We start from the raw sequence: 23902 nt of genomic DNA, 5'->3' as shown, positions 1-23902 counted from the left end.
GGAGCGCTCACCGCTCGTCCTCGGTGGTCCCGGCCGGGCCGGCGGTCCGTACCGGAAAGAGCGTGGACCAGCGCGCCTCCTCCTCACGCTGTTCCTGGCCCCGTCGCAGCCGTGCCTGGACGGCCAGGCACACCACGGCCGCGCCGCCCGCGATCGCCGGCAGCGCGGCCAGGACCCGGGCGACCGGCACGAGCAGCAGAAACATCGTGAGGGCCGCCGAGCCCCACCCGGTCAGCACGGCGACCGCGGCCGGCCGCCGGGAGCGCGGCCGGTCCTGGCCCGCCCGCAGGTCGACATAGGCGGGCAGGTACCAGACGTTGCCGGCCGCGAGGAACACGACGACACCGACCGCCAGAACACCGTGGGACATCGGCAGCACTCTCCTGAGGGCGGGCTTGCGGGGACGGGGCCGAAAGAGCGGAGCAGGAAGGGTCAGTGCGGTACGGCGGGTTCGAGTTCGAGTGCGGCGATCTCCGGGTGGTGCAGATCCAGGGCCGGGGACTCGCTGCGGATACGGGGCAGGGAGGTGAAGTTGTGCCGGGGCGGCGGGCAGGACGTGGCCCATTCCAGGGAGCGGCCGTATCCCCAGGGGTCGTCGACGGTGACCTTCTTGCCGTACTGGCTGGTCCTCCAGACGTTGTAGAAGAAGGGCAGGAAGGACAGCCCGAGCAGGAACGACCCGATGGTGGAAAGGGTGTTGAGAGCGGTGAAACCGTCGGCGGCGAGATAGTCCGCGTACCGGCGAGGCATTCCTTCGGCTCCGAGCCAGTGCTGCACGAGGAACGTGAGGTGGAAGCCGACCGTCAGCACCCAGAACGTGATCTTGCCGAGGCGCTCGTCGAGCATCTTCCCGGTGAACTTCGGCCACCAGAAATGGAATCCGGCGAACATCGCGTACACGACCGTACCGAAGAGCGTGTAGTGGAAATGAGCGACGACGAAGTACGAGTCGGAGACATGGAAGTCGAGCGGCGGCGAGGCCAGGATGACTCCGGTCAGTCCGCCGAATACGAAGGTGATCAGGAATCCGGTGGTCCACAGCATCGGCGTCTCGAAGGAGAGCGATCCCTTCCACATCGTGCCGATCCAGTTGAAGAACTTCACCCCCGTCGGTACGGCGATCAGGAAGGTCATGAAGGAGAAGAAGGGCAGCAGCACCCCACCGGTCACATACATGTGGTGGGCCCAGACGGTGACGGACAGTCCGGCGATGGCGATCGTGGCGGCGACGAGACCGATGTAGCCGAACATCGGCTTCCGGGAGAAGACCGGGACGATCTCGGAAACGATTCCGAAGAACGGCAGGGCCAGTACATAGACCTCGGGATGGCCGAAGAACCAGAAGAGGTGCTGCCACAGGAGCGCGCCCCCATTGGCCGGATCGAAGATGTGCGAGCCGAACTTGCGGTCCATCTCCAGCGCGAAGAGCGCCGCGGCCAGGACCGGGAAGACCAGGAGGACGAGTACGGCGGTCAGCAGGACGTTCCAGGTGAAGATCGACATCCGGAACATGGTCATTCCCGGGGCACGCATGCAGATGATGGTGGTGATGAAATTGACCGCGCCGAGAATGGAGCCGAAGCCGGAGAGCGCCACCCCCATGATCCACATGTCGGCTCCGATGCCCGGTGAATGCGTGGCGTCGGACAGCGGGGCGTAGGCGAACCACCCGAAGTCGGCGGCGCCCTGAGGGGTGAGGAACCCCGCGGCGGCGATCAGTGAACCGAACAGGAAAAGCCAGTACGCCAGCATGTTCAGCCGTGGGAACGCCACGTCGGGCGCGCCTATCTGAAGCGGCATGAGCCAGTTGGCGAATCCGGTGAACAGCGGCATCGCGAACAGCAGCAGCATCACCGAACCGTGCATGGTGAATGCCTGGTTGAACTGCTCGTTGGAAATGATCTGCGTCCCGGGGCGGGCGAGTTCCGCGCGCATCACGAGTGCCATCACGCCGCCGATGAGGAAGAAGACGAACGCGGTGACGAGATAGAGCGTGCCGATCTGCTTGTGGTCGGTCGTGGTGAGCCACGAGACGACGATCCGCCCGCGGGAGGAACGGCCGTTCCCGGTGGGGTGCGTGTCGGCGGTGGCGGCTTGGGGGCCGGGGGGCCTCGGCCCCTGTGCGGGGGCGGCTCTGTTGCCCTGCGATTCCATTGCGTCCACCGGACCGTGTCCTCCAGCTCTTGCGGTTCTTCGAGCGCTCCCCGGCCGCACGGGCGGCGGGGAGCGGTCGGAAAGGTCCGGCGGTTTGCGAGGGGACGGGACCGGACCTTCCCGGCCGCACCATGCTGGCCGCGCCCCTCGGGGCCCTCCAGGGACCGACGGGCACGTGCCGCCGGGCCGACCGGCCCTACTCGCCGGGTCGTCGGGGGAGCCGGCCGGCCTCACCGGGCCGGCCCCGCAGCCGACGGCGTACGGCCGGACGCGCCCGGCGGCTGCCGTAGGCTGACCGTCCGTGGACCGGTCCCAGCCCTGTGTTGATCCGGTGAGCGATTTCCCGGCATACGGCACACGGACCCCCGAGAGCGGCATCCCGATGACAGAGACAGCACCCAGGGCCTTGCCCGACTCCCCCTGCGCCGGCCCGGCGGCCTGGCCCCAGCCCAGCCGGCCGGACAGGATGCGCAGTCTGCTGGATGCCGTGATGAGCCTGGGGCGGGGCCTGGAACTGCCCGAGGTGCTCCGCGGGATCGTGGAGGCCGCGGTGACCCTGACCGACGCGGAGTACGGAGCGCTCGGCATCGTCGGGGACGGGCAGAAACTGCTGGAGTTCCTGCCGGTCGGTATATCGGAGGAGCTCGCCGCCGTGATCGGCCAGACGCCGTGCGGGCGCGGAATCCTCGGCGAGCTGATCCGGCACCCGGAGCCGCTTCGGCTCACCGATCTCAGCAGCCATCCGCGCAGCTTCGGCTTTCCGCCCCACCACCCCCCGATGCGTACCTTCCTCGGGGTGCCGGTGCGGGTCCGGGACGAGGTGTTCGGCAACCTCTACCTCACCGAGAAGCGGGGCGGGGTGAGCTTCGACGCCGACGACGAGGCGGTGCTGACCACCCTGTCGATCGCGGCCGGGGTAGCCATCGACAACGCCCGCATGTACGACGAGAGCCGTCGCCGGGAGCGGCGGCTGGAGGCCCTGGGCGAGATCACCCGCACCCTGCTCTCGGGGACGGACGCCGACGAGGTACTGCATCTGATCGCCGAGCGGGCGATGGAGGTGGCGGGGGCCGACCGGGCCGCGATCCTGCTGCCGACACCCTCCTCGTCCCTCTCCGGGGCTTCGGAGACCTCCGGGGCCGAGGCCCGTCTGACCGTTGCCGTCGCCCACGGCAGGGACTCCGAACGCGTCACGGGGCTGTCCGTCCCCGCGCGGGGTTCACTGGCCGGGCTCGCCGCCCTTACCGGGACCCCGGTGCACTGCGCCGATGTGCGCACCGATCCCCGGGCCCACCCCTTCGGCGACGGTGCCGAGGACGGTCTGGGGCCGGTGGTGACGGTGCCCCTGCGGGTCGACGCGGAGACCAGGGGCGCGCTGCGCCTGGGGCGGCCGGTGGACCGTCCGCCGTTCGACGACACCGAGGTCGCGCTCGTCTCCGGCTTCGCCGACCAGGCGGCCATCGCCCTGGAACTGGCCCGCAGACGGGCCGAGTCCGAGGAACTCGCCGTGATGCACGACCGGGACCGGATCGCCCGCGATCTGCACGATCTGGCGATCCAGCGTCTCTTCGCGACCGGGATGACCCTCCAGAGCACCACGCGTGCCATCGCGGACCGGCCGGACGCGGCCGAGCGGGTCAGCCGGGCGGTGGACGATCTGGACACCACGATCCGGATCATCCGGTCCACCATCTTCGATCTGCGGACGGCGACCGGTTCGGGCCGTGGCGGGCTGCGGCACCGGATGGCGGAGACCGCTCGCACGGCGTCCCGTGCCCTCGGTTTCCGGCCCTCCTTGCGCATCGACGGGCCGGTGGACACCACGGTCCCGGACGAGCTGGCCGAACATGTGGTGGCGGTCGCCGCCGAGGCGGTGTCCAATGCCTCGCGCCATGCCCGTGCCACACGTATCGGCATCGTGCTGTCGGCCGACGACGTGGTGACCCTGACCGTCACCGACAACGGCATCGGAATCCGGGACGGTGTCACGACCGCGCCCGGGAGCGGGGCGGCGGGCGATGCCGGAGAACCGGCCCCCGAGCGCCTCGGAGGGCTGGCCAACATGCGTACGCGGGCGGAACTGTGCGGCGGCACCCTGGCCGTCGAACGGCCGGCGGACGGCGGCACCCGGATCATCTGGCGCGCACCGCTCCACGACTGACGCCCGGAAGCACGTCCGATCTCCCGTCAGGCTCTCGGTCCCTGCGGCCACCCCTGGCGGTCCTTGACCCGGCCGACGAGCATCGCGGCCTGGATCCGGCGGCCCACGCCCAGTTTGGCGAGGATCGAGGAGATGCGGTTCTTGACGGTCTTCTCGGCCAGGAAGAGGCGTTCCGCGATCTCGCGGTTGGTGAGTCCCTCGCCGATGAGATCCAGGATCTGCCGCTCCCTGGGCGTGAGTCCGTCCAGTTCCGATCCCTCCGACGCCTCGGCAGGCGGCCGCTCGGTGCCCCGCAGCCGTGCCATCACGCGGGCGGTCGTCCGCGGATCGAGCATCGAGGTGCCCGACGCGACCCTGCGTACGGCGGTGATCAGATCGGCTCCGTTGATCTGCTTGAGCACATACCCCGCGGCGCCCGCCATGATGGCGTCGAACAGTGCCTCGTCGTCGTCGAACGACGTCAGCATCAGGCAGGCGAGTTCGGGCATCAGGGCGCGCAGCTCCCGGCACACCTCGATGCCGGCGTGATCGCCGCCCCGGTCGTCGCCGAGGCGTACGTCCAGCACGGCGACCTGCGGCCTGGTGGCCGGTACGCGGGCCAGCGCCTCCCGGGCGCCGGACGCCTCGCCGACGACCTCGATGTCGCCCTCGGCCTCCAGCAGATCGCGTACGCCGCGCCGGACGACCTCGTGGTCGTCGAGGATGAAGACGCGTACGGGGGCCGCGGTCTGCGGCGGGTTCGTGCTCGACGGGGTCGTGCTCGGTGGGGTATTCGCGAACTCATTCACATCGGGCTCGATCGGTTCGGGGAGGGGTCCGGCAACAGTATGTGCCCGTCCGCGGGGCTGCCCGCGCCGGGGTGCGACAGCATGGAAAACGGCATCTGAACAGGGTCGAAAGACCCTGTGAACAGGGGCCGGTCAGCGGGTGGGGCGCGGTGCCATACTGACGCCGCCAAGATCGTCCGGGCACCACGGACATCTCCCTTCCCGGCCACCCCACTGTGCTGCAACGAGGAGCAACCGGCCCATGAACACCCCGAGCGAGGACTACCACGCACTGCTCGCACGGCATGACGCGATGCGGCTTCGACGACGGATCCTGGCCCCCTCCGGCAGCCGCGCCGGGGAGTGGAGCGCAGAGGCCCCGCAGGCGTACGACGGAACAGCCGACCAGCGGCTGATCAGTGACACGCTGCCCCTGGTGAACCCGCTTGAGGAGCTGATCGCCGAGCTGTACCGGATCCTGTTCGAACGGCACCCGTATCTGCGGTCGTTGTTCCCCGAGTCGATGGCCTTCCAGCAGGCCCATCTCGCCCGGATCTTCCGCCATCTGATCGGCAATCTGCACCGTACGGACGAAATGATCGGCGTCTTCGCACAGTTGGGGCGTGATCACCGCAAGCTCGGTGTGCGCCCCGCGCACTTCGAGGCCTTCGAGGCGGCGCTGATCGAGGCGCTGCGCCTGCGCGCGGGCGCCCGGTGGACCCACGCGCTGGAGCAGGCCTGGCTGCGGATGCTGCGGCTGGCCGTTTCGGCGATGGTCAGGGGCGCGGACGAGGCGATCGCCGAACCGCCCAGCTGGGAGGCGACGGTGACCTCGCACGAACTGCGCACCCCCGATCTCGCGGTACTGCGGGTTCGACCCCATCAGCCCTACGCCTTCGAGGCCGGGCAGTACGCGTCCCTGGAGTCGCCGCTGCTGGAGCAGGCCTGGCGTCCCTACTATCTGGCCCGCGCCCCGCATCCGGACGGCGAACTGGAGTTCCACGTGCGGGCCCGGGGCGCCGACGGGGTGAGCGATGCGCTGGTGCACGGTACGCGGGAGGGCGGCACCGTCCGTCTCAGCGCCCCGCGCGGCGCACTGGCCCTGCCGGATCACCTTGCGGCCGCGGACCTGCTGCTGATCGCCTCCGGTACGGGCTGGGCCCCGATGAAGTCGCTGCTCCAGCGGATCGACGCCGACCGCTCCCGCACCCACCGGGTACGGCTGCTGCTGGGTCCCGCGGGACCGGAGGAGATGGCGGCGGCCGAGGTGATGTACGACGCGGCGTATCTGGAGGCGTTCCGGCACAAGCGCCCCTGGCTGACCGTCATCGCGGCCGACGCGGCGAGTGCCCGCTTCGCGGGTGCCGGACTGCGGGCCCTGAACGGGATACTGCCCCCGCAGCCCGGGGCCGCCGCCCGGCAGCATGCCTTCGTGGCGCTGGCCCCCGAGGCCGCCACGGCCGGGCCGACGCAGGCAGTCTCCGACCGGCTGGCCGCCGCCGGGGTACCGGCCGAGCAGATCCGTCACGACGTCACCGACATGGTCGCGGTCACAGAAATGTCCGCCAGTACGGCCAGAACCGGATTGCTATCAGCATGACGACGGCCAGGCACCAGGTCACCGGCACCACGAGGGGGAACTCCAGCACCGCCGCGACCAGGGCGCGCGGCGCGGGCAGGACCCCGTGGCGCAGGTTGTGCACCGTGGTGTGCCAGAACATGAAGATGGTGGCCACCCACACGAGCACGCACCACAGGCAGAGCGCGCCGATCTCGAACAGCGCCTGTGTCATCAGCCACATGCAGAAGCCTGCACCGAACAGCGTGCCGAGGTTCAGCCCCAACCAGTACCAGCGCCGGTAGCGCGCACCCGCGAGCAGGCCCGCGCCGGTCCCCATCACCGTCCCGAAGGCGACCAGCCCGATGAGCGGGTTGGGAAATCCGAACGCCGACGCCTGCTCGCTGCGCATCACATTGGTGCAGGACACCACGGGGCTCAGCGAGCAGGCGGGCACGAAGCCGGGGTCGGCGAGCAGTTCGAACTTGTCGATCGTGATGACGAACGAGCCGAGCAGCCCGAGCGCGGCGGTGACGACGAGCAGCCACCCGAACCCCCGCCTCGGGCGTGTTTCGGAAGTCCTGCCCGGCCCAGAACGCCCGGCCCCGCCCTCCGGGCGGACGACGCTACTGTCGCAACACGCCCCAGCCGCGGCGCACTCCCGCTCGTCGCCCGCCCCGGACGCGCCGGCACAGACCGGCTCGCCTGCCCGGAGTCCTACCGCAGCACTCGCCGTCCCGCGCTCCGACAGCTTCATCCCCGCCCCCGTACGGACCCGTCCGGCCAGACGACCTCCACGCGGATTCCTCGCGCACGCGCGAAGGCGACCAGATGCGCGGTGGCGTCCCGGCCGTCCGACGGCGATCCGTCCCACACGGCGATCACGGTCCGGCAGGTTTCCACCAGCTGTTCATCGGCACCGACACACGCATCGCGGTCGGCCGGATCGAAGGCCAGCAGCCGTACGTGTTCGGCCAGGACCAGCAGTTCACCCGCGGCCGACCGGTCCCGCTCGGGCAGCACGGCGGGAACCGCGCCCTGAGCGGGCAGCATCACCGTCAGCTTCCGCCCGGCCTCCCGGGCGGCCCGCCCGAACACCAACGGAAGCCCCGCCCCGGCCCGTACCAGGGCGGCGGCGCCTTCCGCCAGGCGGTCCAGCCGCGCTCTCAGTTCGGCTTCCACCAGCTCCAGGGTCCTGTTGCCGAGGTCCCTGTGCCCGACGACTGCGATCACCATGATTCCCTCCTCGCGCACCCGCGGCGTGCGATGCATCGCAGTGAACCCACCGGAGGCCCGGCACCGCTAGGGCCGATCGGCCCTGTCGGCCGGACCTCGGTCGAATCGGCTGCGAAGCGAACGGCAACTCCCTTCACACACAAAGGATCACGGCGATTTAGGTTAGGCTAAGCTAATCTCGTGAACACGGTGCGGGGCGGCACGGTCGTCGTCAAGTTCGGCGGGAACGCCATGGTGGACGCGAGCCTGAAGCGGGCGTTCGCCCGGGATGTCGTGGAGTTGTGGCGCACAGGACTGCGCCCGGTCGTCGTGCACGGGGGCGGGCCGCAGATCAGCGCGATGCTGGATCTCCTCGGCCTGGAATCCCGCTTCGAGGCGGGGCTGCGGGTGACCACGCCGGAGACCATGGACGTGGTGCGCATGGTGCTGAGCGGCCGGGTCCAGCGGGAGTTGGTCGGCCACATCAATGAGCACGGACCCTTCGCCGTGGGGATGACCGGTGAGGACGCGCACACGATGACGGCGGTGCGGCGGCCGGCCCGGGTGGACGGGCGGCCGGTGGACATCGGCCTCGTCGGCGACGTGGTGGACGTGAACCCGGGCATGGTGCGCATGCTTCTGGAGCAGGGACACATCCCGGTGGTCTCTCCCGTGGCACGCGGCGAGGACGGGCAGGTCTACAACGTCAACGCCGATCTCGCGGCGTCCGCCCTGGCCGTGGCTCTCGGGGCCGAGCGGCTGGTGATGCTCACCGATGTGGCGGGGCTGTACGCGAACTGGCCGCACAGCACCGAGGTGATCGAGCACCTGACGGCCGACGCGCTGGACGGGATGCTGCCGGGGCTGGCGAGCGGGATGCTGCCGAAGATGGAGGGCTGCCTGCGGGCCGTCCGCGGCGGAGTGCACAAGGCCCATGTGCTCGACGGCCGCGTACCGCACGCGATGCTGCGCGGCGTCCTCGACGGGACCGGCCCCGGCACCACCGTGGTTCCGGGCGGCAGCCCGGACCACCGCGGCAGCACCGTGTGACCAAGGCGGCCGGCGCGCACGGGCGGCCGGCCGTCACAGGGTCTTCGAGAGGATCCGCGCGTTGCGCCGGGGGTCCAGGGACCGCGCCCAGGACGAAGGCGCCCGGCACGCGGTCGTGGGCGCGAAACCGTACCGGAGGAACAGACCGCCACCGCCGGTCGTCGCCGTGAACAGCGCATCGAGCGACCGGGCGTGCGCCACGGCCAGCGCGGCGCGCAGGAGCCCGGCCCCCACTCCGCCGCCCTGCCGGTGGCCGGCCACGCAGAAGTTGTACAGAACGCCCACGGGACCGTGGCCCTCCTCGGGCCCGGCCGGGTGCACGCGCAGGCCGAGGGAGCCCTCGATGGGGCCCGAAGGGGCCCGCGCCACGAGGAAGTCGGACGCGTGGGCGGCGTAGAGGGAGACGGGCCGCTCCCGCAGCGCTCCCGAGCGCACGAACGGCCGGGACAGTGCGGCGAGTTCGGCGGCGTCCTCCTCGCGGGCCGAGCGCACCGAGTACGCCGGTACGGAGCGCGCGGGCGGCGGCGGGGCGGGCCGGGGCGAGACCGTGATCAAGACGTTGCCTGATCGGTTCAGTCGGTGGACGCGGCGAGGGAACGGGGGCGCAGGTCGGTCCAGTTGGCCTCGATGTAGTCCAGGCACGCCTCCCGGGTGTTCTCGGCGAGGACGGCCGTCCATCCCCCGGGAACCTCGGCGAAGGACGGCCAGAGCGAGTGCTGTCCCTCGTGGTTCACCAGCACCAGGAAGCGGCCTTCGGGGTCGTCGAAAGGGTTGGTACTCATGTGTCGGTGTCTCCTCGGGCCCAACGGGCCGGCGCCGGCCACGTCGTGACTGTGCGTCGGATCGAGGGGCGGATCGGGAACAGAGGGAGCAAAAAGCATTAGGTTAGGCTCACCTAATGCAGGATCAGCCTAACTTCTCCCTTTCCCTCTCACAAGGAGACGTACATGCGCCTGGTGATCGCACGGGTCCGCACGAAGGAGGGCACGAACGCGCCCTCGGGCACACGCCGCCGGACCACGAACGACCGCCGCACCGGCCGGCCATGACCTCTCCCGGTTCCGGCCCCACGGCCGACGAGGCAGGCCCCTTCGCCGAGTTCGGCCTGCCCGGCAGCCCCGGCACCGACGCGTTCTGGGCGGCGGCACGGACCCCCGCGTCGGTGGCCGACGGCGACGGCGGCTGGCGGACCCTGTTCCTGTGGCGGGGGTCCGGGGCCCGCATCGATTTCGAGAGCTGGTCGCCGCCGGTTCCCCTGCGCCGATGGGACGATACGGACTGCTGGTACGCCGAAGTGCGCATGCCCGCGCGGCTGCGGGTGACCTACCGGATCGTCGCGGGCGACGCGGCCCACGCGGATCCGTACAACCCGGCCGGTGCCGGCGCGGACCGGTCCATCGCCGCGACCCCGGACGCCCCGGCGCAGCCGCACTGGCCCGTCGTCGGCCCCGACGACATCCTGCCCCTGCCGTCGGCCCGGATCCGCTGGAACAGCGCGCGGCTCGGCGGGCGGCGCACCGTGCGCATCCACCCGGCAGGTGGCGGCGGGCCGGTGGTCCTGCTGCTCGACGGGGACGACTGGCTCCATCTCCACCCGGCCATGGCCGCGTTCGACTCGGCCGTCGCCAGTGGCGCGATGCCCCCGGTGACGCTCGTCTTCGTTCCGGCCAAGGACCGGGCGGCCGAGTTCGGGTGCAGGCCCGAACTGTGGGAGGCGGTCCGGGACGAACTCCTGCCGCTGGTCGCGGAATCCGGCGTACCGGCCGGCCTGGACCGGCTGGTGGTGGCCGGGCAGAGCCTGGGCGGGCTGAGCGCGCTGTACGCGGCGCTGGAGTTCCCGGACCTGGTCTCGCGGGTCGCTCTCCAGTCGGCGTCCTTCTGGTGGGCACCCGGCGTCATGGACCTGGCGGACCCCCTGGGCGGCCCGGTCGGCGGCGCCGTCGCCGCGCGGCTGCGCCGGGGCGCCGATCTGTCCGGCCTGCGGTGCGCGTTCGACGTGGGGGAACACGAGACGCGGATGCTGCCCCACTGCGAGCTGGCCGAGACCCTGACCGAACAGGCCGGCGCGACGGTGCGGGTCTCCCGGTCGCCCTCGGACCACGACCGGGCGGGCTGGCGGCACGCCCTGCTCAGGGATGTCGCCTGGGCCCTCGCCCGAGAGGCTGTCGGGTGACCTCCGACCGGGCGGCCACGCCCTGGCACGCACGCTTCCCGCATTGTCGTCGGTCGCCGACGCTCCTTCCCCGAGCTCTCGGCTCCGCTCGAGCAGGGGAGGCCCCACCCGACTCCCTCCTCCGCCTTGGAATCGCACGCACCGGACCGCGTCCGCTTTCCGATCCGAGGTCACCCGAGAGCCTCTGAGCGGTTCGGGGACGTGTCCGGGCACGCCCCCGAAACCACCGGGCGTTTCACCGGGCCACGGCCAGGCAGTAGTCGGCGTCGCGGGCCAGGAGATTGCGGTGGGTGTCCTCGGCGGTGATGACGCCCTCGTCCAGGACGAGAACACGGTCGGCGGCGTCCAGCAGGGCCGGACTGCTGGTGATCACGACGGTGGTGCGGCCGCGGCGCGACTTCGCGACGTTGCGCGCGATGAGCTGCTCGGTGACCGCGTCGACCGCTGTCGTCGGGTTGTGCAGGACCAGTACGTCGGTTTCGGCGGCCAGGGCGCGGGCCAGGGACAGCCGCTGGCGCTGCCCCCCGGACAGGTTCGCGCCGCGGTCGCGGACCGCGTGGTCGAGTCCGTCGCGGTGGAGGGCGACGACATCCGTCAGCATCGATGCCTCGACGGCCTCGGCAATCGTCCGGCTGGTTCCCGACGGGTCGATGTTCGTGCGGAGCGTGCCCGCGAAGATCTCCCCGTCGTACGGATTCACCAGCATGTGCTCGCGGACCGCCTCGACCGACAGCTCCGCGATCGGCTGCTCGCCGAGCCGCACCACTCCCTCGTACGCGTCCGGGGCGACGTTCACCGCGAGGACCGCCGCGAGGTCGGCCGCCGAGCGCGGCTGATAGACGGCGATAGCCACGAACTCACCTGCGGCCACGTCGAACTTCAGCCCGCGCAGCGTCCCGTGCCGAATACCGTCGACCGCGAGCCCTTGGCCCGGGGCCGTGCGCCGCGAGCCCGGGGTCGTCACCGGCGGCGCGGAGAGCACCAGTGCCATCCGCTCGGCCGAGGCACGCGCCGTCATCACGTACTTGGGCATCTCCGAGAACATCTTGAGCGGCTCGATGATGAACTGCGCGAGGCCCACGGACATGACCAGTTCCCCGATGGTGATCCGGCCCTCGAACGCCAGGTGGCCCGCCGTCAGGGACACGGCGGCGGCGAGGACCGCGTTGAGGGCCAGCGCGGTGCCCGCGTACGCGCCGTTGACCCGGGCGACGGTGACCGCCTGGCGCTTCGCGTCCGTGCTGACTTTCCGGTACGACCCGAACGCGGCGTGGTTGCCGCCGAAGCCGTGCAACGGGCGCAGGCCGATGATGAGGTCGGCGACCTTGGCGCCCGCCCGCGCCACCCGGGCCTGCTGTTCGCGGGTACCCGCCCCGATCCGCCTGGACATCACGGCCAGGACCGACAGGATCGCGACGGTCCCCACGATGACCAGCAGGCCGAGCCGGATGTCGGCCAGACTCAGCGCGAGGGCCGCGACCACCACCGCGACCAGCGAGCTGATCAGCAGCGGCACCACCTCGACGATGTCGGCGGTCTGGTCGGCGTCCTCGGTGGCGATGGTCAGCACCTCCCCGGACTTCAGGCCGACGTCCCTGGCCACCGGCTGGAGCCCGCAGGCGGCCACCCCCACTCGCCAGCGGTGCGCCTCCGTCGTGTTGGCCTTCTGCAGGACCCGCATCCCGAACCGCCACGACAGCGACACCGTCGTGATGATCACGGCCAGCGCGCCGATCGACAGGCCGAGCGCGGCCGGGCTGCGGTTCTGCATCGTGTGCTCGACGATCAGGCCGAGCGCGATGGGGAAGGCGGTCTCCCCCGCCTGGTACAGGCCCATGAGGACGGTGCCCCGGACCATGGCGCCGACGTTGCGGCGCAGCGCGGTGCGCAGGATGTCCGCCCCCGGCCCGGGGCGCTGCGTGTCAGGAGTTTTCATCAAGGTGACGGGCAATCGCTTCCGGGGTTCGCAGGGTGAACAGATCACGGATGGTGATCACGGGACCGTACTCGCGGCGGAGCAGCCCGGTCAGCCGCACCGCCAGCATGGAGTGCCCGCCGAGGGACACGAAGTCGCTCACCGCGCTCACCTCGTCGTCGTCCAGGTCCAGTGCCTCGGCGAAGTACTCGCACACCACGGTCTCGGTGCCGGTCTCCGGGGCGCGTTCACCGGCCGTGGCCAGCGCACCGAGCGGCCTGGCCTCCGGCAGTGCCTTGGTGTCGGCCTTCCCGTTCACGGTGAGCGGGATGCTGTCGACCCGGGCGAAGTGCGTCGGGCGCAGGAAGTCCGGCAGCCCGGCGCCCACTTCGGCGGCGACCTGCGCCAGGTCGGCGCCGTCCAGTACGAGATAGGCGGCCAGCCGGTACGCGCCGTCGACCTGGGGGTCGGGCTGGGCGACCGCGGCGGCGAACCGCACCGCCGGGTGCGCCGCGAACACGGCCTCGACCTCTCCGAGTTCGACCCGGTGCCCACGGATCTTGACCTGCTGGTCGGTGCGGCCCAGGTACGTCAGGTTCCCGTCGGGCCGGCGGATCACCAGGTCGCCGGTGCGGTACATCCGCTCGCCGGGTCCGGCGAACGGGCAGGCGACGAAGCGGTGCGCGGTCTGGGCGCTCTGCCCAAGGTAGCCGCGCGCGATGCCGATGCCCGATACGTACAGCTCGCCGGGGACACCGTCGGGCAGCGGGCGCAGCCACGGGTCCAGTACGTACACCTCGGTGTTGTCGATGGCGACGCCCACCACCGGGTCCTGGCACTCGAAGGTGCCGACGCCGAGGGTGTTGATGGTGTACTCGGTGGGGCCGTACAGGTTGTAGCCGGCCGTTCCCTCGGTGTCGGCGAGCCGCTGCCAGAGCGTCGGGGTGACGGCCTCGCCGCCCAGCAGCACCAGCGCCGGCCGCCGTGCCGGATTGTCCAGCAGGCCCTCGGCCACGAGCTGTTGTGCGTAGGTCGGGGTCGCATTGATGACATCGATCGCGTGCTCACGGCAGTAGTCGACCAAGCGGGGTGCGTCGCGGCGCAGTTCCTCGTCGCAGATGTGGACCTCGTGGCCGTCGGCGAGCCACAGCAGTTCCTCCCACGACATGTCGAACGCGAACGAGACGGTGTGCGCGATCCGGAAGACCCGGTTGCCGTGCTCGGCGAGGACCGGTTCGAAGATGCGGCGCTGATGGTTGATCAGCATGTTGGTGAGCCCGGCGTATTCGGTCACCACACCCTTGGGCTTCCCGGTGGAGCCGGAGGTGTGGATGGTGTACACGGGGTGCCTGAGGCGGTCCGGGTCGCCGGGCGCGAACGTCACGTACGGATCGGCCTCGGGCAGGGGCCGGTCCAGCTCGATCAGCTCGCCGCCGAGCCGGGGCGACACGGTGCTCACGGTGAGGATCACCTCGGGCCGGGCGTCCGCGACGATGGCCGCGATCCGCTCGTCCGGGTGGTCCAGTTCCAGTGGTACGTACGCGGCGCCGACGCGCAGCACGGCGAACAGCGCCACGATCGAGTCCATCGAGCGCGGGATCGCCAGACCCACGGTCCTCTCGGGGCCGATGCCCCGGCGGGCGAGTACACCCGCCAATGCCCGGCTGCGGTCCTGTAGTTGGGCGAAGGTCATGGTCGAGCCGTGGGCGACGAGCGCGACCCGCCCGGGATCACGGTCCGCCGCCAGGTCGAAGCGGTCGACGACGGTGTCCGTGCCGATGTCGGTGCGTTCGGCGGGCCCGGGGGCCGGGGCGAGCCCCGGCAGCGCGCCCACCCGCCCCGTCGACCGGGCGAGGTCCTCCAGTACGCGGAGGTAGTCGCCGAGGAGACGGCGGGCGCCCTCGGGGTCGTCGTCGCGGTGCTCCAGCTTGACCGTGAGCCGCTCTCCGGGTGTGACGACCCAGGTGAACGGGTAGTGCGTGGAGTCCTCGGCCCGCACCGAGGTGATGCCGTGCCGGCTGTTCATCTCGGCGAACGCGTCCAGGTCCAGGAAGTTCTGGAGCACGAACAGGTTGTCGAAGAGGACGTCGTGCCCACTGGCCCGCTGGATCTCGCCGAGCCCCAGGTGCTCGTGCTCCATCGCCTCGACCCGGGCCGCCTGCACGGCCGACAGGTACGCGCCGACCGTGTCGCCGGGCCGGGCCCGCGTCCACATGGGCACCGTGTTGAGCAGCACACCGACGATGCCGGAGTGGCCCTCGCCCTCCCGGCCCGAGACGGTCACACCGAACACGGCGTCACCGCGGCCGGTACGGGCGCCGAGGAGCAGGCCGAAAGCGCCGGTCAGCACCGTGTTCAGGGTGACGCCGTGCACCCGGGCCGCGTCCCGCAGCAGGTCGGACAGTTCGGCGGAGAAGGTGTGCGTGAGCGCGCGCGGCAGGTCGTCCGGGAGTGCCGGGGCCGGCCCGGCGAGCAGCGTCGGGCCCGGCAGGAGGGCCAGGTGCTCCGCCCAGAAGCGGTTCGACACCTCGGGGTCCCTGGCGTCGAGCGCTCGGGCGTAGTCCTCGAAGCTCGGTGCGGCGGGGACCGCGACCGGCGGCTCCCCCGCCACGACGGCCTCGTACGCCTCGAACAGGTCCCGCAGCACGATCTCGCGGGACCAGCCGTCCCAGAGCAGCAGGTGGTAGCTGAGCAGCAGGCCGTCCCGGCCGTCGGGCAGCCGCACCACGGTCAGCCGGATCAGCGGCGGCCGGCCCGGGTCGAATCCCGACTCGCGGTCCCGGGTGCGCAGTTCCTCGGCCTCCGCGTCGCTCGTCACGGCGATCGTGCGGACGTGGACCCGCCGGTCCGCCCTGAGGACCTGGACCGGGTTTCCGCTCTCGTCGGTGGTGAAACCGGCGCCCACGACCGGATGGCGCGCGATCACGTACGCCATCGCCTCGGACAGCGCGTCGGGGTCCAGGCGCCGGTCGAAGGTGAACCAGCTCTGCGCGACGTAGTGTCCGGCCGTGCCCGCCATCTGGGCCTGGAAGAACAGGCCCCGCTGGAGCGGAGTGACCGGTGCGGTGCGCTCGGCCGTGGCGGAGGCGTCCGCGATGTGCTCCAGGGCGGTGCGCCAGTGCCCGGTGATCTCCTCGGGTATGCCCCCGGCGAGGGTGAAGGCCGCGTGCAGGCATCCGGATACGTCGTCGGTCCAGGCGTTGACCTCGACGGCGTACGGGCTGCCCTGGTCGCCGCCGGTGAGGTGGAGGGCCCGGGACTCGCTGCCCCGGCCGAGGTAGTTGAAGAGCACCTGCGGGCGGGCGTCCAGCAGCGGGGCCGTCTGCGTGTCGAGGTACCGGAGCCGGCCGTAGGCGACGTGTTCGCGCTCGTCCGGCAGGCGTTCGGCGACCTCGCGCGCCGCCGCGACGGGGTCGGTGTGCGCCGTGAGCCGTACCGGTGCGATGGCGGTGAACCAGCCGACGGTACGGGAGTAGTCGTGGTGCTCCAGGGCCGGGACCCGGCCGTGCCGCTCCAGTTCGACGGCGAGATCGGTGGGCGCGGGCTGGATGCGTGTCAGCGCGGTGCGCAGCGCGCCGCACAGCAGTTCCGTGAGGCCCACGCCGAGGGCTGCGGGGGCGCTGCGGGTCACGCGGTCGCTCACCTCGGGGGCGAGCACGACCGTGGTCTCGCGCAGGTCCTGGACCTCGGGCAGCAGGGCGGGCGCCGCCAGCGTGGTGATCCAGTGTCCGAGGCCGGCGGCCCCCCGGCCGGACTGTACCGCCAGCGCCTCGGCGTACTCGGCGTAGGACGTGGTCGGCGGCGGCAGGGGCGCGCCGGCGAGGGCGGTGGCCAGGTCGTCGAGGAGGATCAGCCAGGACACCGTGTCGACGGCGAGGTGGTGGACGGTGACCACCAGGGTGCGGCTCGCCGCCAGCCAGGAGAACGCGATGACGTCCCCGGACTCGGGGTCGAGCCGTCCGGCGGCCTCGTTCGCCGCGGCCGTGGCGTCGGGGGCGTGGGTCGGTGTGACGGCGACCTCGCGGGCGGGTTCGGTGCTCAGGGTCCACACCCCGTGCTCGACGCGCAGCCGCAGCCGGAGGGCCGGGTGTGCGGCCACGACGGCTTTCGCGGCGCGCCGGACGCATGCGAGGTCGGTGCCCTCCGCCACCACCACCGCCCTGGCCTGGGCGAACCGGGTGAGCGAACCGCCCAGTTCGCGTCGGCGCAGGATGATCGGGGTGGCAGGCAGCGGGCCGTCCTCGCGGCGGGCCGGTGCGAAGGCGGCGGGCTGCGGGGTGTGGGTGGCCAGATGCTCGGCGAGCGCGCGCGGTGTCTTCAGCAGGAACACGTCCCGGGGGGCGATCCGCAGGCCGATCGCCCTGGCCCGGTTGATCACGGTGATGGCGACGATGCTGTCTCCCCCGGCGCCGAAGAAGTCGGTGTCGGCGTCCACGGCGACGCCGGGCAGCGTCCCGGCGAAGATACCGACCAGTGCGGTGAGTGCGGAGTCGCTCGTGGCCACCGGGGTGTCGTCCTGGGCGGCGCGCGCGGTCAGGGCCTTGCGGTCCAGCTTGCCGTTGACCGTCAGCGGCAGGGCGTCGGACGGCAGCACCCGGCCCGGCACCATGTGCACGGGGAGCTTGGCGGACAGCAGGGCGGTGAAGTCACCGGGCACCCGGCCCACGACGTGTGCGACGAGGTGGTCGCCGCTGTCCGCCACGGTGACGGCCGCGTCGACGACGCCGTCGAGCTCCCGCACGGCGGACTCCACCTCGCCGAGCTCGATGCGGAAGCCCTTGAGCTGCACCTGGTCGTCGGCGCGGCCGGTGAACTCCAGCTCGCCGTCGAGGGTGCGGCGGGCGAGGTCACCCGTGTGGTACATGCGGGAGCCGTCGGCCGCGAACGGGTTCGCCACGAAGCGGCCCGCGGTGAGTCCCGGCCGGCCCAGGTAGCCGAGCGCCACCTGGTCCCCGGCGACGTAGATGGCACCCACCCGGCCCGGCGGCACCGGCCGCAGCCGTTCGTCGAGCAGATGGACGGCCAGACCGGGGATCGGCCCGCCGATCGGGCTGACGTCGTCACCGGGGCCGAAGTCCTCGTCGGTCAGGACCCGGTGGGTGACGTGGACGGTGGTCTCGGTGATGCCGTACATGTTGACCAGTTCGGGCGCACGGGTGCCGTGCCGCTCGACCCAGCCGCGCAGCCGTCCCAGGTCCAGTGCCTCGCCCCCGAAGACGATCCTGCGCAGCGCCGTGACCGGTTCGGCGGCGAGCCGGTCGGCCTCGATGAACTGGTGGAACGCCGACGGGGTCTGGTTGAGCACGGTCACCCCGTGCTCGCGGACCAGCCGGTGGAAGTCGACCGGGGAACGGGTCAGCGCGTACTCCGGAACCAGCAGTTCACCGCCGTGCACCAAGGCGCCCCACAGCTCCCAGACGGCGAAGTCGAAGGAGAAGGAGTGGAACTGGACCCAGACGTCGTGCGGGCCGAAGTCCATGTCGGGCCGGGTGTTCGCGAGGAGCGTCACCACGGCGGAGTGCGGGACCGCGACGCCCTTGGGGCGGCCGGTCGAGCCGGAGGTGTAGATCACGTACGCGGGGTCGCGCCAACCGGCCTTGGGCCCGGTGGTGGTGGCCTGCGCCGGCGCCGGCTCCTCGCCCTGGACGAGCACCCGGGCCTCCACGCCCGCTCGGGCCAGCAGGCGGGTGAATCGGCCCTGGTGTTCGCGGTCGACGAGCACGACCTGCGGGGCGGCGTCGGCGAGGATGTACTCCAGCCGCTCGTCCGGGTAGGCCAGATCCAGCGGTACATACGCGCCACCCGCGGTGACGACCGCGACCAGGGCGACGACCTGCTCCAGGGAGCGCGGCAGGGCGACGGCGACCCGCGTGCCCGGCCCGGCCCCGGACGCGCACAGAACCGAAGCCAATTCGGTCTTCGAAGCGCTCAGTTGACCGTACGTCAGTGACCGGATGGTGCCGTCGAGGGCGCACTGGGTGACGGCGGTGGCTGCCGGGTCGCGGTCCGCGGCGGCGTCGAACAGCTCGCCCAGGGTCGCCGGGAAGACCGGCGCAGGGCTCCGGCCGTCCTCGGGGGCCAGGAGGTCGTCGACCGGGGTGTCCGGCCGTTCGAGCAGGCCGGTGAGGGTCCGGGTGAAGGTGTCCAGGATCGCCTCGGCGCTCTCCCGGCGCAGCAGCTCCTCGTCGTGGATCAGGCCGAAGCGAGGACGGCCGTCGGCGGCGCGTTCCACGACCAGCGTCAACGGGTAGTGCGGGGCGCCCTCGTTGACGATGTCGGTGATGACCAGTTCGTCGCCGGGTCCGCGCAGCGCGTCCACATCGGTCGCGACGTCGAACACCACGAGGGTGTCGAACAGCGGACCGGTGCCGGCCCGGCGGCCGATCCTGGCGAGCGAGACGTGCTGGTGCGCCAGCACCCTGCTCTGGTGTTCCCTCACCGAGGCGAGCAGCTCGCCCGCCGTGGTGTCCGCGGACCAACGGGCCCGCAGGGGAATCGTGTTGATGAACAGGCCGACCATGTCCCCGATGCCGGCCACCTCCGCGTCGCGCCCGGAGGCCGTGGAGCCGAACACGACGTCCCGGCCATGCAGGATTCCGCCCAGCGTCACCGCCCACGCGCTGTGCACGGCCACGCTCAGCGGCACCCCGGCCGACCGGGCGGCGGAGTCGATGTCGACGGCGGGCTCGACGGCGGTGTCGGCGAACCGCTCGGAGGGGGTGTGCCCCTCGGCCACCAGCGAGGGGCCGGGCAGACCGGCCAGCTCGTCGTGCCACACCCGGTCGCTCTCGTCCTGGTCTCGCCCGGCGAGCCAGGCCAGGTAGTCGCGGTAGCCGCCGAGCGGGTACACGCTCCCCGGCGTGTGGTATTCGGCGAGCAGCGCGCGGAGCATCGGCGGCACCGACCAGCCGTCGGCGACGATGTGGTGCACGGTCTGCACCAGGACGTTGCGGCCGGAGCCTGCGCGGATGAGCGTGTACCGCATCAACGGCCCGGCGGCCAGGTCGAATCCGGCGCGGCGGTCCCGCTCGGCGTGGTCGCGGATCTCCTCGTCCGTGAGGCCGGGGCGGTCCAGCGTGGTGAAGGGCGCCTGTGCGCCGCTCTCGACGACCGAGACGACCCGGCCGTCGGCGAGAGCGGTGAACCGGGCGGCCAGGTTGGGGTACAGGGTGAGCAGCCGGGTGGCCGCTGCCGCGAGCCGGTCGGCGTCCACCTCGCCGTCCAGCGTCAGGATCTGCTGCTCGACGTAGCTGCCGGTCGCGTCGTCGTCGAAGACCGAGTGGAAGTACAGGCCCTCCTGCAAGGGGGTCAGCGGCAGGACGTCCCGCAGCGCCGGGCCGTCCAGGTCGTCGACATCGGCCTGGGTGAGCCGCACCAGGGCGAAGTCGCTGGGCGTGTGGCCGCCTTCTTCGAGCGCGGCCAGGCCGGACAGGGCGGCCCGGAAGTACTCGCCGAGGGCGGTGATGTCCTCGTCGGTGAACATCCCCTCGGGCCAGGAGATGGTGGTGACCAGTTCGTATGCGCCGCTCGCGTCGGGTTCGGCGATGGCGTTGAACTCCAGGGCGCGCGGAAGTCGCATTCTTGGGTCGCGCTTCTCACCCAACTGACCTGTGATACCGGCCAGTTGCCAGTCGCCGGACGTGCCCGCGCCGAAGCGGCCCAGGTAGTTGAACAGCACCTGGGGTGCGGGTGCGGTCAGTCCGGTGTCGCTCAGGTAGCGCAGGGCGCCGTACGAGACGCCGTTGCCCGGCACTGCGGCGAGGTCCTCCTTGACCGCCTTGAGGGCAGCGGCCAAATACGCGGGGGCGGTGAAGTCGGCCGCGGCGCCGGGGTCGACGGTCACCGGAAACAGGGTGGTGAACCAGCCCACGGTCCGCGAGAGTTCCGGTTCGAACCCGGTCGCGTCCGCCACATGGCTTCCCTCGCGGCCGTGTCCCTCCAGTTCGATGTGGGCGAACGTCTGGTCCTGTCCCCGGTCGCGGCGCCACCGGGCGAGGGTGACGGCGAGCGCGGTCAGCAGTACGTCGTTGACGCCCGCGTGGAACTGTGCGGGGATCGTGCCGAGCAGCGCGGCGGTGTCCTCGGGGCCCACGGAGACGGCCCGCGTCCGCTCCCGGGCGACGGTGTCGGCCCCGGACGGCGCCCGTCGGCCCAGCGGTGCGTCGGCTGCCGGCAGGGGGCGCAGGAAGTGGGTGCGGTCGCGGTCGAAGGCCGCGCGGCCCAGCAGTTGTGTCCAGCGCCTGAACGACGTTCCCACGGGGGGAAGTTCGACCGGTGCGCCCGCGACGTACAGGCGCCAGGCCGTGGCCAGGTCGTCCATCAGGATCCGCCAGGACACACCGTCGATGACGACGTGGTGGGCGACCAGGACCAGTTGCCGTGCCTCGCGGCGCCACACGGCGCGCAGCATCACACCGTTGTCCGGGTCGAGCCCGCCTGTGGCGAGCTCCACGCACTGGGCCGGCGGCCGGTCGCTCTGCTGCCACCCGGCCGCGGCCCGTCCGGCCTCGGGAATGTCGAAGCTCCAGCGCTCGCCGCGCACCAGCCTGGCGCGCAGCATGTCGTGCCGCCCCAGCAGCGCGGCAAGGATCTCGTCCAGCGCGCCGGCGGTCAGCTCAGCCGGTGTGTTCAGCACGACGGACTGCACGAAGCCGTCGATCGCGTCCGTGGTCCGGCCGAGCCACTGCACGATGGGCGATCCCACGACGGAGCCGGTCGCGACGTCGCCGTGGTCCACGGCGAAGACGTCCTCGCGGCTCGCCACCGCGGCCAGCGCTCCGAGGACGCTGTGGGTGAAGATCTGCCGTGCGGTGACGTGGAGTCCGGCCTCCCGCAGCGCGCTCAGCAGTGAGATCGCCAGAATGCTGTCTCCGCCGAGCTGGAAGAAGTCCTGGTCGACCCCGGCCTTCTCCAGCCGCAGCACCGCCGCGACGGCCGCGCACACCACCCGCTCGTTCTCGGTGGCGGGCGCCACGACGGAGCCCGTGCCGGTCTCGGGTTCCGGCAGGGCGCCCCGGTCGAGCTTGCCGTTCGCGGTGAGCGGGAACTCCTTCATCACGACGAGGTGGGCGGGCACCATGTACTCCACCATGTGCCGGGCGGCCCATTCCCGGACCTCGTCCGCCCGCAGCTCCTCGTGGCCGGCGGCCGGGATCACGTACCCGACCAGGTAGGTGCCGCCCGACGTGTTCTTCTTCGCGACGACGCAGGTGTGCCGCACGCCGGGGTGTTCGGCGAGGCCGACCTCGACGTCCTCGATCTCCAGCCGCATGCCGCGGATCTTGATCTGGTTGTCGGCGCGGCCGAGGAAGTCCAGCGACCCGTCCGGGGCGAACCGCGCCAGGTCGCCGGTCCGGTACAGCCGGGACCCGTCGTCGGCGAAGGGGTTCGCCACGAACCGGGAGGCGGTCAGACCGGGTGCGTTGACGTACCCGCGTCCCAGCAGGAGCCCACCCACGTACAGTTCGCCGCCGACCCCGACCGGGACCGGGCGCAGCTCGTCGTCCAGCACGTACAGCTGGGTGTTGGGGTTGGCCCTGCCGATCGATGTCGACAGGCGTTCGGCCTCGCCCCGGTAGACGACGTGGGAGACACCGATGGTCGTCTCGGCCGGGCCGTAGCCGTGGTACAGGGGGATGCCGAGCCGGGCACGGAACCGCTCGTACAGCTCCGGGGTCAGCACCTCGCCGCCGCACCAGACGTGCCGCAGGCTGTCCAGGCGGCCGGAGTCGCCCGCGATCTCCAGCAGCACGTCCAGCATGGACGACACCAGGTAGGTGAAGGTGACGCGCTGCTCGGCGATCACGCTCAGCAGGTGGTGCGGGTCGCGTTCGCCGCCGGGCCGCAGGATCACCAGCCTGCCGCCGGAGACCAGGGGCAGGAAGATCTCGTTGATGGAGATGTCGAAGGACAACGGTGCCTTGAACAGCGAGGCGTCGTCGTGGCCGAAGCGCAGGATCTCGTCGACCTGCCACAGCAGGCGCTCGCTGATCGCCTCGTGCCGGATCATGGCGCCCTTGGGCCGTCCGGTCGAACCGGACGTGAAGATCACGTACGCGAGGGCCGTGCCGGGGACGGCCGTCCGAGGCCCCTCGGTGGGGTGGCCGCCGAACCGCCAGTCGTCGAGGTCGACGGCCACGGCGTCCGGTTCATCCGGACCGTGCTCGCCGGAGTCGTTGAGCTGGAGCACGACCCGGGCGTCCTCGACGACGACGGCGCGGCGCGCCGCGGGCCACTGCGGGTCGAGCGGCACGAACGCGCACGTGGCCCGGAGCACGGCGAGGAGTCCGATGACCATGCCGGCGGAACGGCCGAGCGAGATCCCGACGACCTGCTCGGGGCCGAGGCCGCGTTCGATCAGGTGGTGGGCCAACTGGGCTGAGTATTCGTCTGCTTGACGGTACGTCAGGGTGTGATGCTCGTCGACGATCGCGATGGCGTCCGGCCTGGCGTGTGCCTGCTCGCGGAACATCTCCATGATGGTCGGGCGGACCCGGTCGGCCCGGTTGTCGTTCCACTCGGCCAGGGCTTCGAGCCTCGCCGCCACGCCGGACGGGCCGATGGTGCCGAGGGGGCGGTCCGGGAAGTCGGCCAGGTCGTCCAGTGCGAGCTGCGCGTCGGCCGGGCCGGCGCCGTCGGGAACGGCGATGCTCCAGCCGTCCGCGACCGGCTCCCAGCCACCGCTCCCGGCACCGCCGTTGTCGACCCACCCGAGGACATCGGTGAACAGTGTGCCGGGGGTGAGGTCCATGCCGTCGGGACCGAGGCCGGTCGCCCAGTACGACAGCCCGATGGCACAGGCTTCGGCGATGGTCCGGTCATCGTAGTCGCCGGTTCGCCGGCGCACGCCGGCCAGGCTGGCGGGAGACAGCAGTACGCAAGGAACGCTCGGTTCCGTCATCGAAGACTC

13 protein-coding genes are annotated in these 23902 nt (G+C 71.9%); 4 read left to right on the top strand and 9 right to left on the bottom strand.

Annotated features, from left to right (window positions below; genetic code table 11):
* Positions 1-7 precede the first annotated feature (7 nt).
* Entirely contained in the window at positions 8-370 is a 363-nt protein-coding gene (locus ACWCQ6_RS07640) for a hypothetical protein (protein ID WP_451086467.1), read from the bottom strand.
* A 62-nt stretch (positions 371-432) separates the two neighbouring features.
* A complete protein-coding gene (gene ctaD, locus ACWCQ6_RS07635) occupies positions 433-2154 on the bottom strand; it encodes an aa3-type cytochrome oxidase subunit I (protein WP_451086515.1) in 1722 nt (573 codons plus the stop codon).
* Positions 2155-2620: 466 nt separating this feature from the next.
* Here ctaD and ACWCQ6_RS07630 point away from each other — a divergent pair, with 466 nt between their 5' ends.
* A complete protein-coding gene (locus tag ACWCQ6_RS07630) occupies positions 2621-4315 on the top strand; it encodes a sensor histidine kinase (RefSeq protein ID WP_451086465.1) in 1695 nt (564 codons plus the stop codon).
* Positions 4316-4341: 26 nt separating this feature from the next.
* On the opposite strand, the gene ACWCQ6_RS07625 is transcribed toward ACWCQ6_RS07630, so the two are convergent.
* On the bottom strand, positions 4342-5103 hold the full coding sequence (locus ACWCQ6_RS07625; RefSeq protein ID WP_451086463.1) for a response regulator: 762 nt from the start codon (positions 5101-5103) through the stop codon (positions 4342-4344).
* 241 nt (positions 5104-5344) lie between these two features.
* Between ACWCQ6_RS07625 and ACWCQ6_RS07620 the strand changes: the two genes are divergently transcribed.
* Positions 5345-6682: a globin domain-containing protein gene (locus ACWCQ6_RS07620; RefSeq protein ID WP_451086461.1), complete on the top strand. Its 1338-nt coding sequence runs from the start codon at positions 5345-5347 to the stop codon at positions 6680-6682.
* Here ACWCQ6_RS07620 and ACWCQ6_RS07615 read toward each other — a convergent pair.
* Together ACWCQ6_RS07615 and ACWCQ6_RS07610 are read right to left on the bottom strand one after the other, a co-directional pair.
* Positions 6633-7397 (bottom strand): vitamin K epoxide reductase family protein, encoded by a 765-nt coding sequence (locus ACWCQ6_RS07615; protein ID WP_451086459.1) that lies wholly within the window; start codon positions 7395-7397, stop codon positions 6633-6635. The two genes, ACWCQ6_RS07620 and ACWCQ6_RS07615, sit on opposite strands and share 50 nt — an antisense overlap.
* Complete coding sequence (locus tag ACWCQ6_RS07610; RefSeq protein WP_451086513.1) at positions 7394-7873, bottom strand: hypothetical protein; 480 nt, start codon at positions 7871-7873, stop codon at positions 7394-7396. Before ACWCQ6_RS07610 ends, ACWCQ6_RS07615 begins: the two co-directional genes overlap by 4 nt.
* A gap of 183 nt (positions 7874-8056) precedes the next feature.
* Between ACWCQ6_RS07610 and argB the strand changes: the two genes are divergently transcribed.
* The gene (argB, locus tag ACWCQ6_RS07605; RefSeq protein WP_451086457.1) at positions 8057-8905 is read left to right on the top strand and encodes an acetylglutamate kinase; all 849 of its coding nucleotides are present in this window, start codon (positions 8057-8059) and stop codon (positions 8903-8905) included.
* 33 nt (positions 8906-8938) lie between these two features.
* On the opposite strand, the gene ACWCQ6_RS07600 is transcribed toward argB, so the two are convergent.
* Both ACWCQ6_RS07600 and ACWCQ6_RS07595 read right to left on the bottom strand, forming a co-directional pair.
* A complete protein-coding gene (locus tag ACWCQ6_RS07600) occupies positions 8939-9460 on the bottom strand; it encodes a GNAT family N-acetyltransferase (protein WP_451086455.1) in 522 nt (173 codons plus the stop codon).
* Positions 9461-9477: 17 nt separating this feature from the next.
* The gene (locus tag ACWCQ6_RS07595; RefSeq protein ID WP_451086453.1) at positions 9478-9687 is read right to left on the bottom strand and encodes an MbtH family protein; all 210 of its coding nucleotides are present in this window, start codon (positions 9685-9687) and stop codon (positions 9478-9480) included.
* Between the two features lie 263 nt (positions 9688-9950).
* Here ACWCQ6_RS07595 and ACWCQ6_RS07590 point away from each other — a divergent pair, with 263 nt between their 5' ends.
* Positions 9951-11078, top strand: coding sequence for an alpha/beta hydrolase-fold protein (locus tag ACWCQ6_RS07590; RefSeq protein ID WP_451086450.1), 1128 nt, complete (start codon positions 9951-9953; stop codon positions 11076-11078).
* A gap of 235 nt (positions 11079-11313) precedes the next feature.
* On the opposite strand, the gene ACWCQ6_RS07585 is transcribed toward ACWCQ6_RS07590, so the two are convergent.
* Both ACWCQ6_RS07585 and ACWCQ6_RS07580 read right to left on the bottom strand, forming a co-directional pair.
* Positions 11314-13014, bottom strand: coding sequence for an ABC transporter transmembrane domain-containing protein (locus ACWCQ6_RS07585; protein ID WP_451086448.1), 1701 nt, complete (start codon positions 13012-13014; stop codon positions 11314-11316).
* On the bottom strand, positions 13001-23893 hold the full coding sequence (locus ACWCQ6_RS07580) for an amino acid adenylation domain-containing protein (RefSeq protein ID WP_451086446.1): 10893 nt from the start codon (positions 23891-23893) through the stop codon (positions 13001-13003). Before ACWCQ6_RS07580 ends, ACWCQ6_RS07585 begins: the two co-directional genes overlap by 14 nt.
* Between the last annotated feature and the right edge of the window lie 9 nt (positions 23894-23902).

It is taken from the genome of Streptomyces sp. NPDC001880, from assembly GCF_053594575.1.
This window is presented reverse-complemented; position numbering and strand designations above follow the sequence as displayed.

Excerpts from the sequence above, each read along its gene's own strand:
- ACWCQ6_RS07640 (WP_451086467.1), bottom strand. The coding sequence starts at position 370 with ATGTCCCACGGTGTTCTGGCGGTCGGTGTCGTCGTGTTCCTCGCGGCC.
- ctaD (WP_451086515.1), bottom strand. The coding sequence starts at position 2,154 with ATGGAATCGCAGGGCAACAGAGCCGCCCCCGCACAGGGGCCGAGGCCC.
- ACWCQ6_RS07630 (WP_451086465.1), top strand. The coding sequence starts at position 2,621 with ATGCGCAGTCTGCTGGATGCCGTGATGAGCCTGGGGCGGGGCCTGGAA.
- ACWCQ6_RS07620 (WP_451086461.1), top strand. The coding sequence starts at position 5,345 with ATGAACACCCCGAGCGAGGACTACCACGCACTGCTCGCACGGCATGAC.
- ACWCQ6_RS07615 (WP_451086459.1), bottom strand. The coding sequence starts at position 7,397 with ATGAAGCTGTCGGAGCGCGGGACGGCGAGTGCTGCGGTAGGACTCCGG.
- ACWCQ6_RS07595 (WP_451086453.1), bottom strand. The coding sequence starts at position 9,687 with ATGAGTACCAACCCTTTCGACGACCCCGAAGGCCGCTTCCTGGTGCTG.
- ACWCQ6_RS07590 (WP_451086450.1), top strand. The coding sequence starts at position 9,951 with ATGACCTCTCCCGGTTCCGGCCCCACGGCCGACGAGGCAGGCCCCTTC.
- ACWCQ6_RS07585 (WP_451086448.1), bottom strand. The coding sequence starts at position 13,014 with ATGAAAACTCCTGACACGCAGCGCCCCGGGCCGGGGGCGGACATCCTG.
- ACWCQ6_RS07580 (WP_451086446.1), bottom strand. The coding sequence starts at position 23,893 with ATGACGGAACCGAGCGTTCCTTGCGTACTGCTGTCTCCCGCCAGCCTG.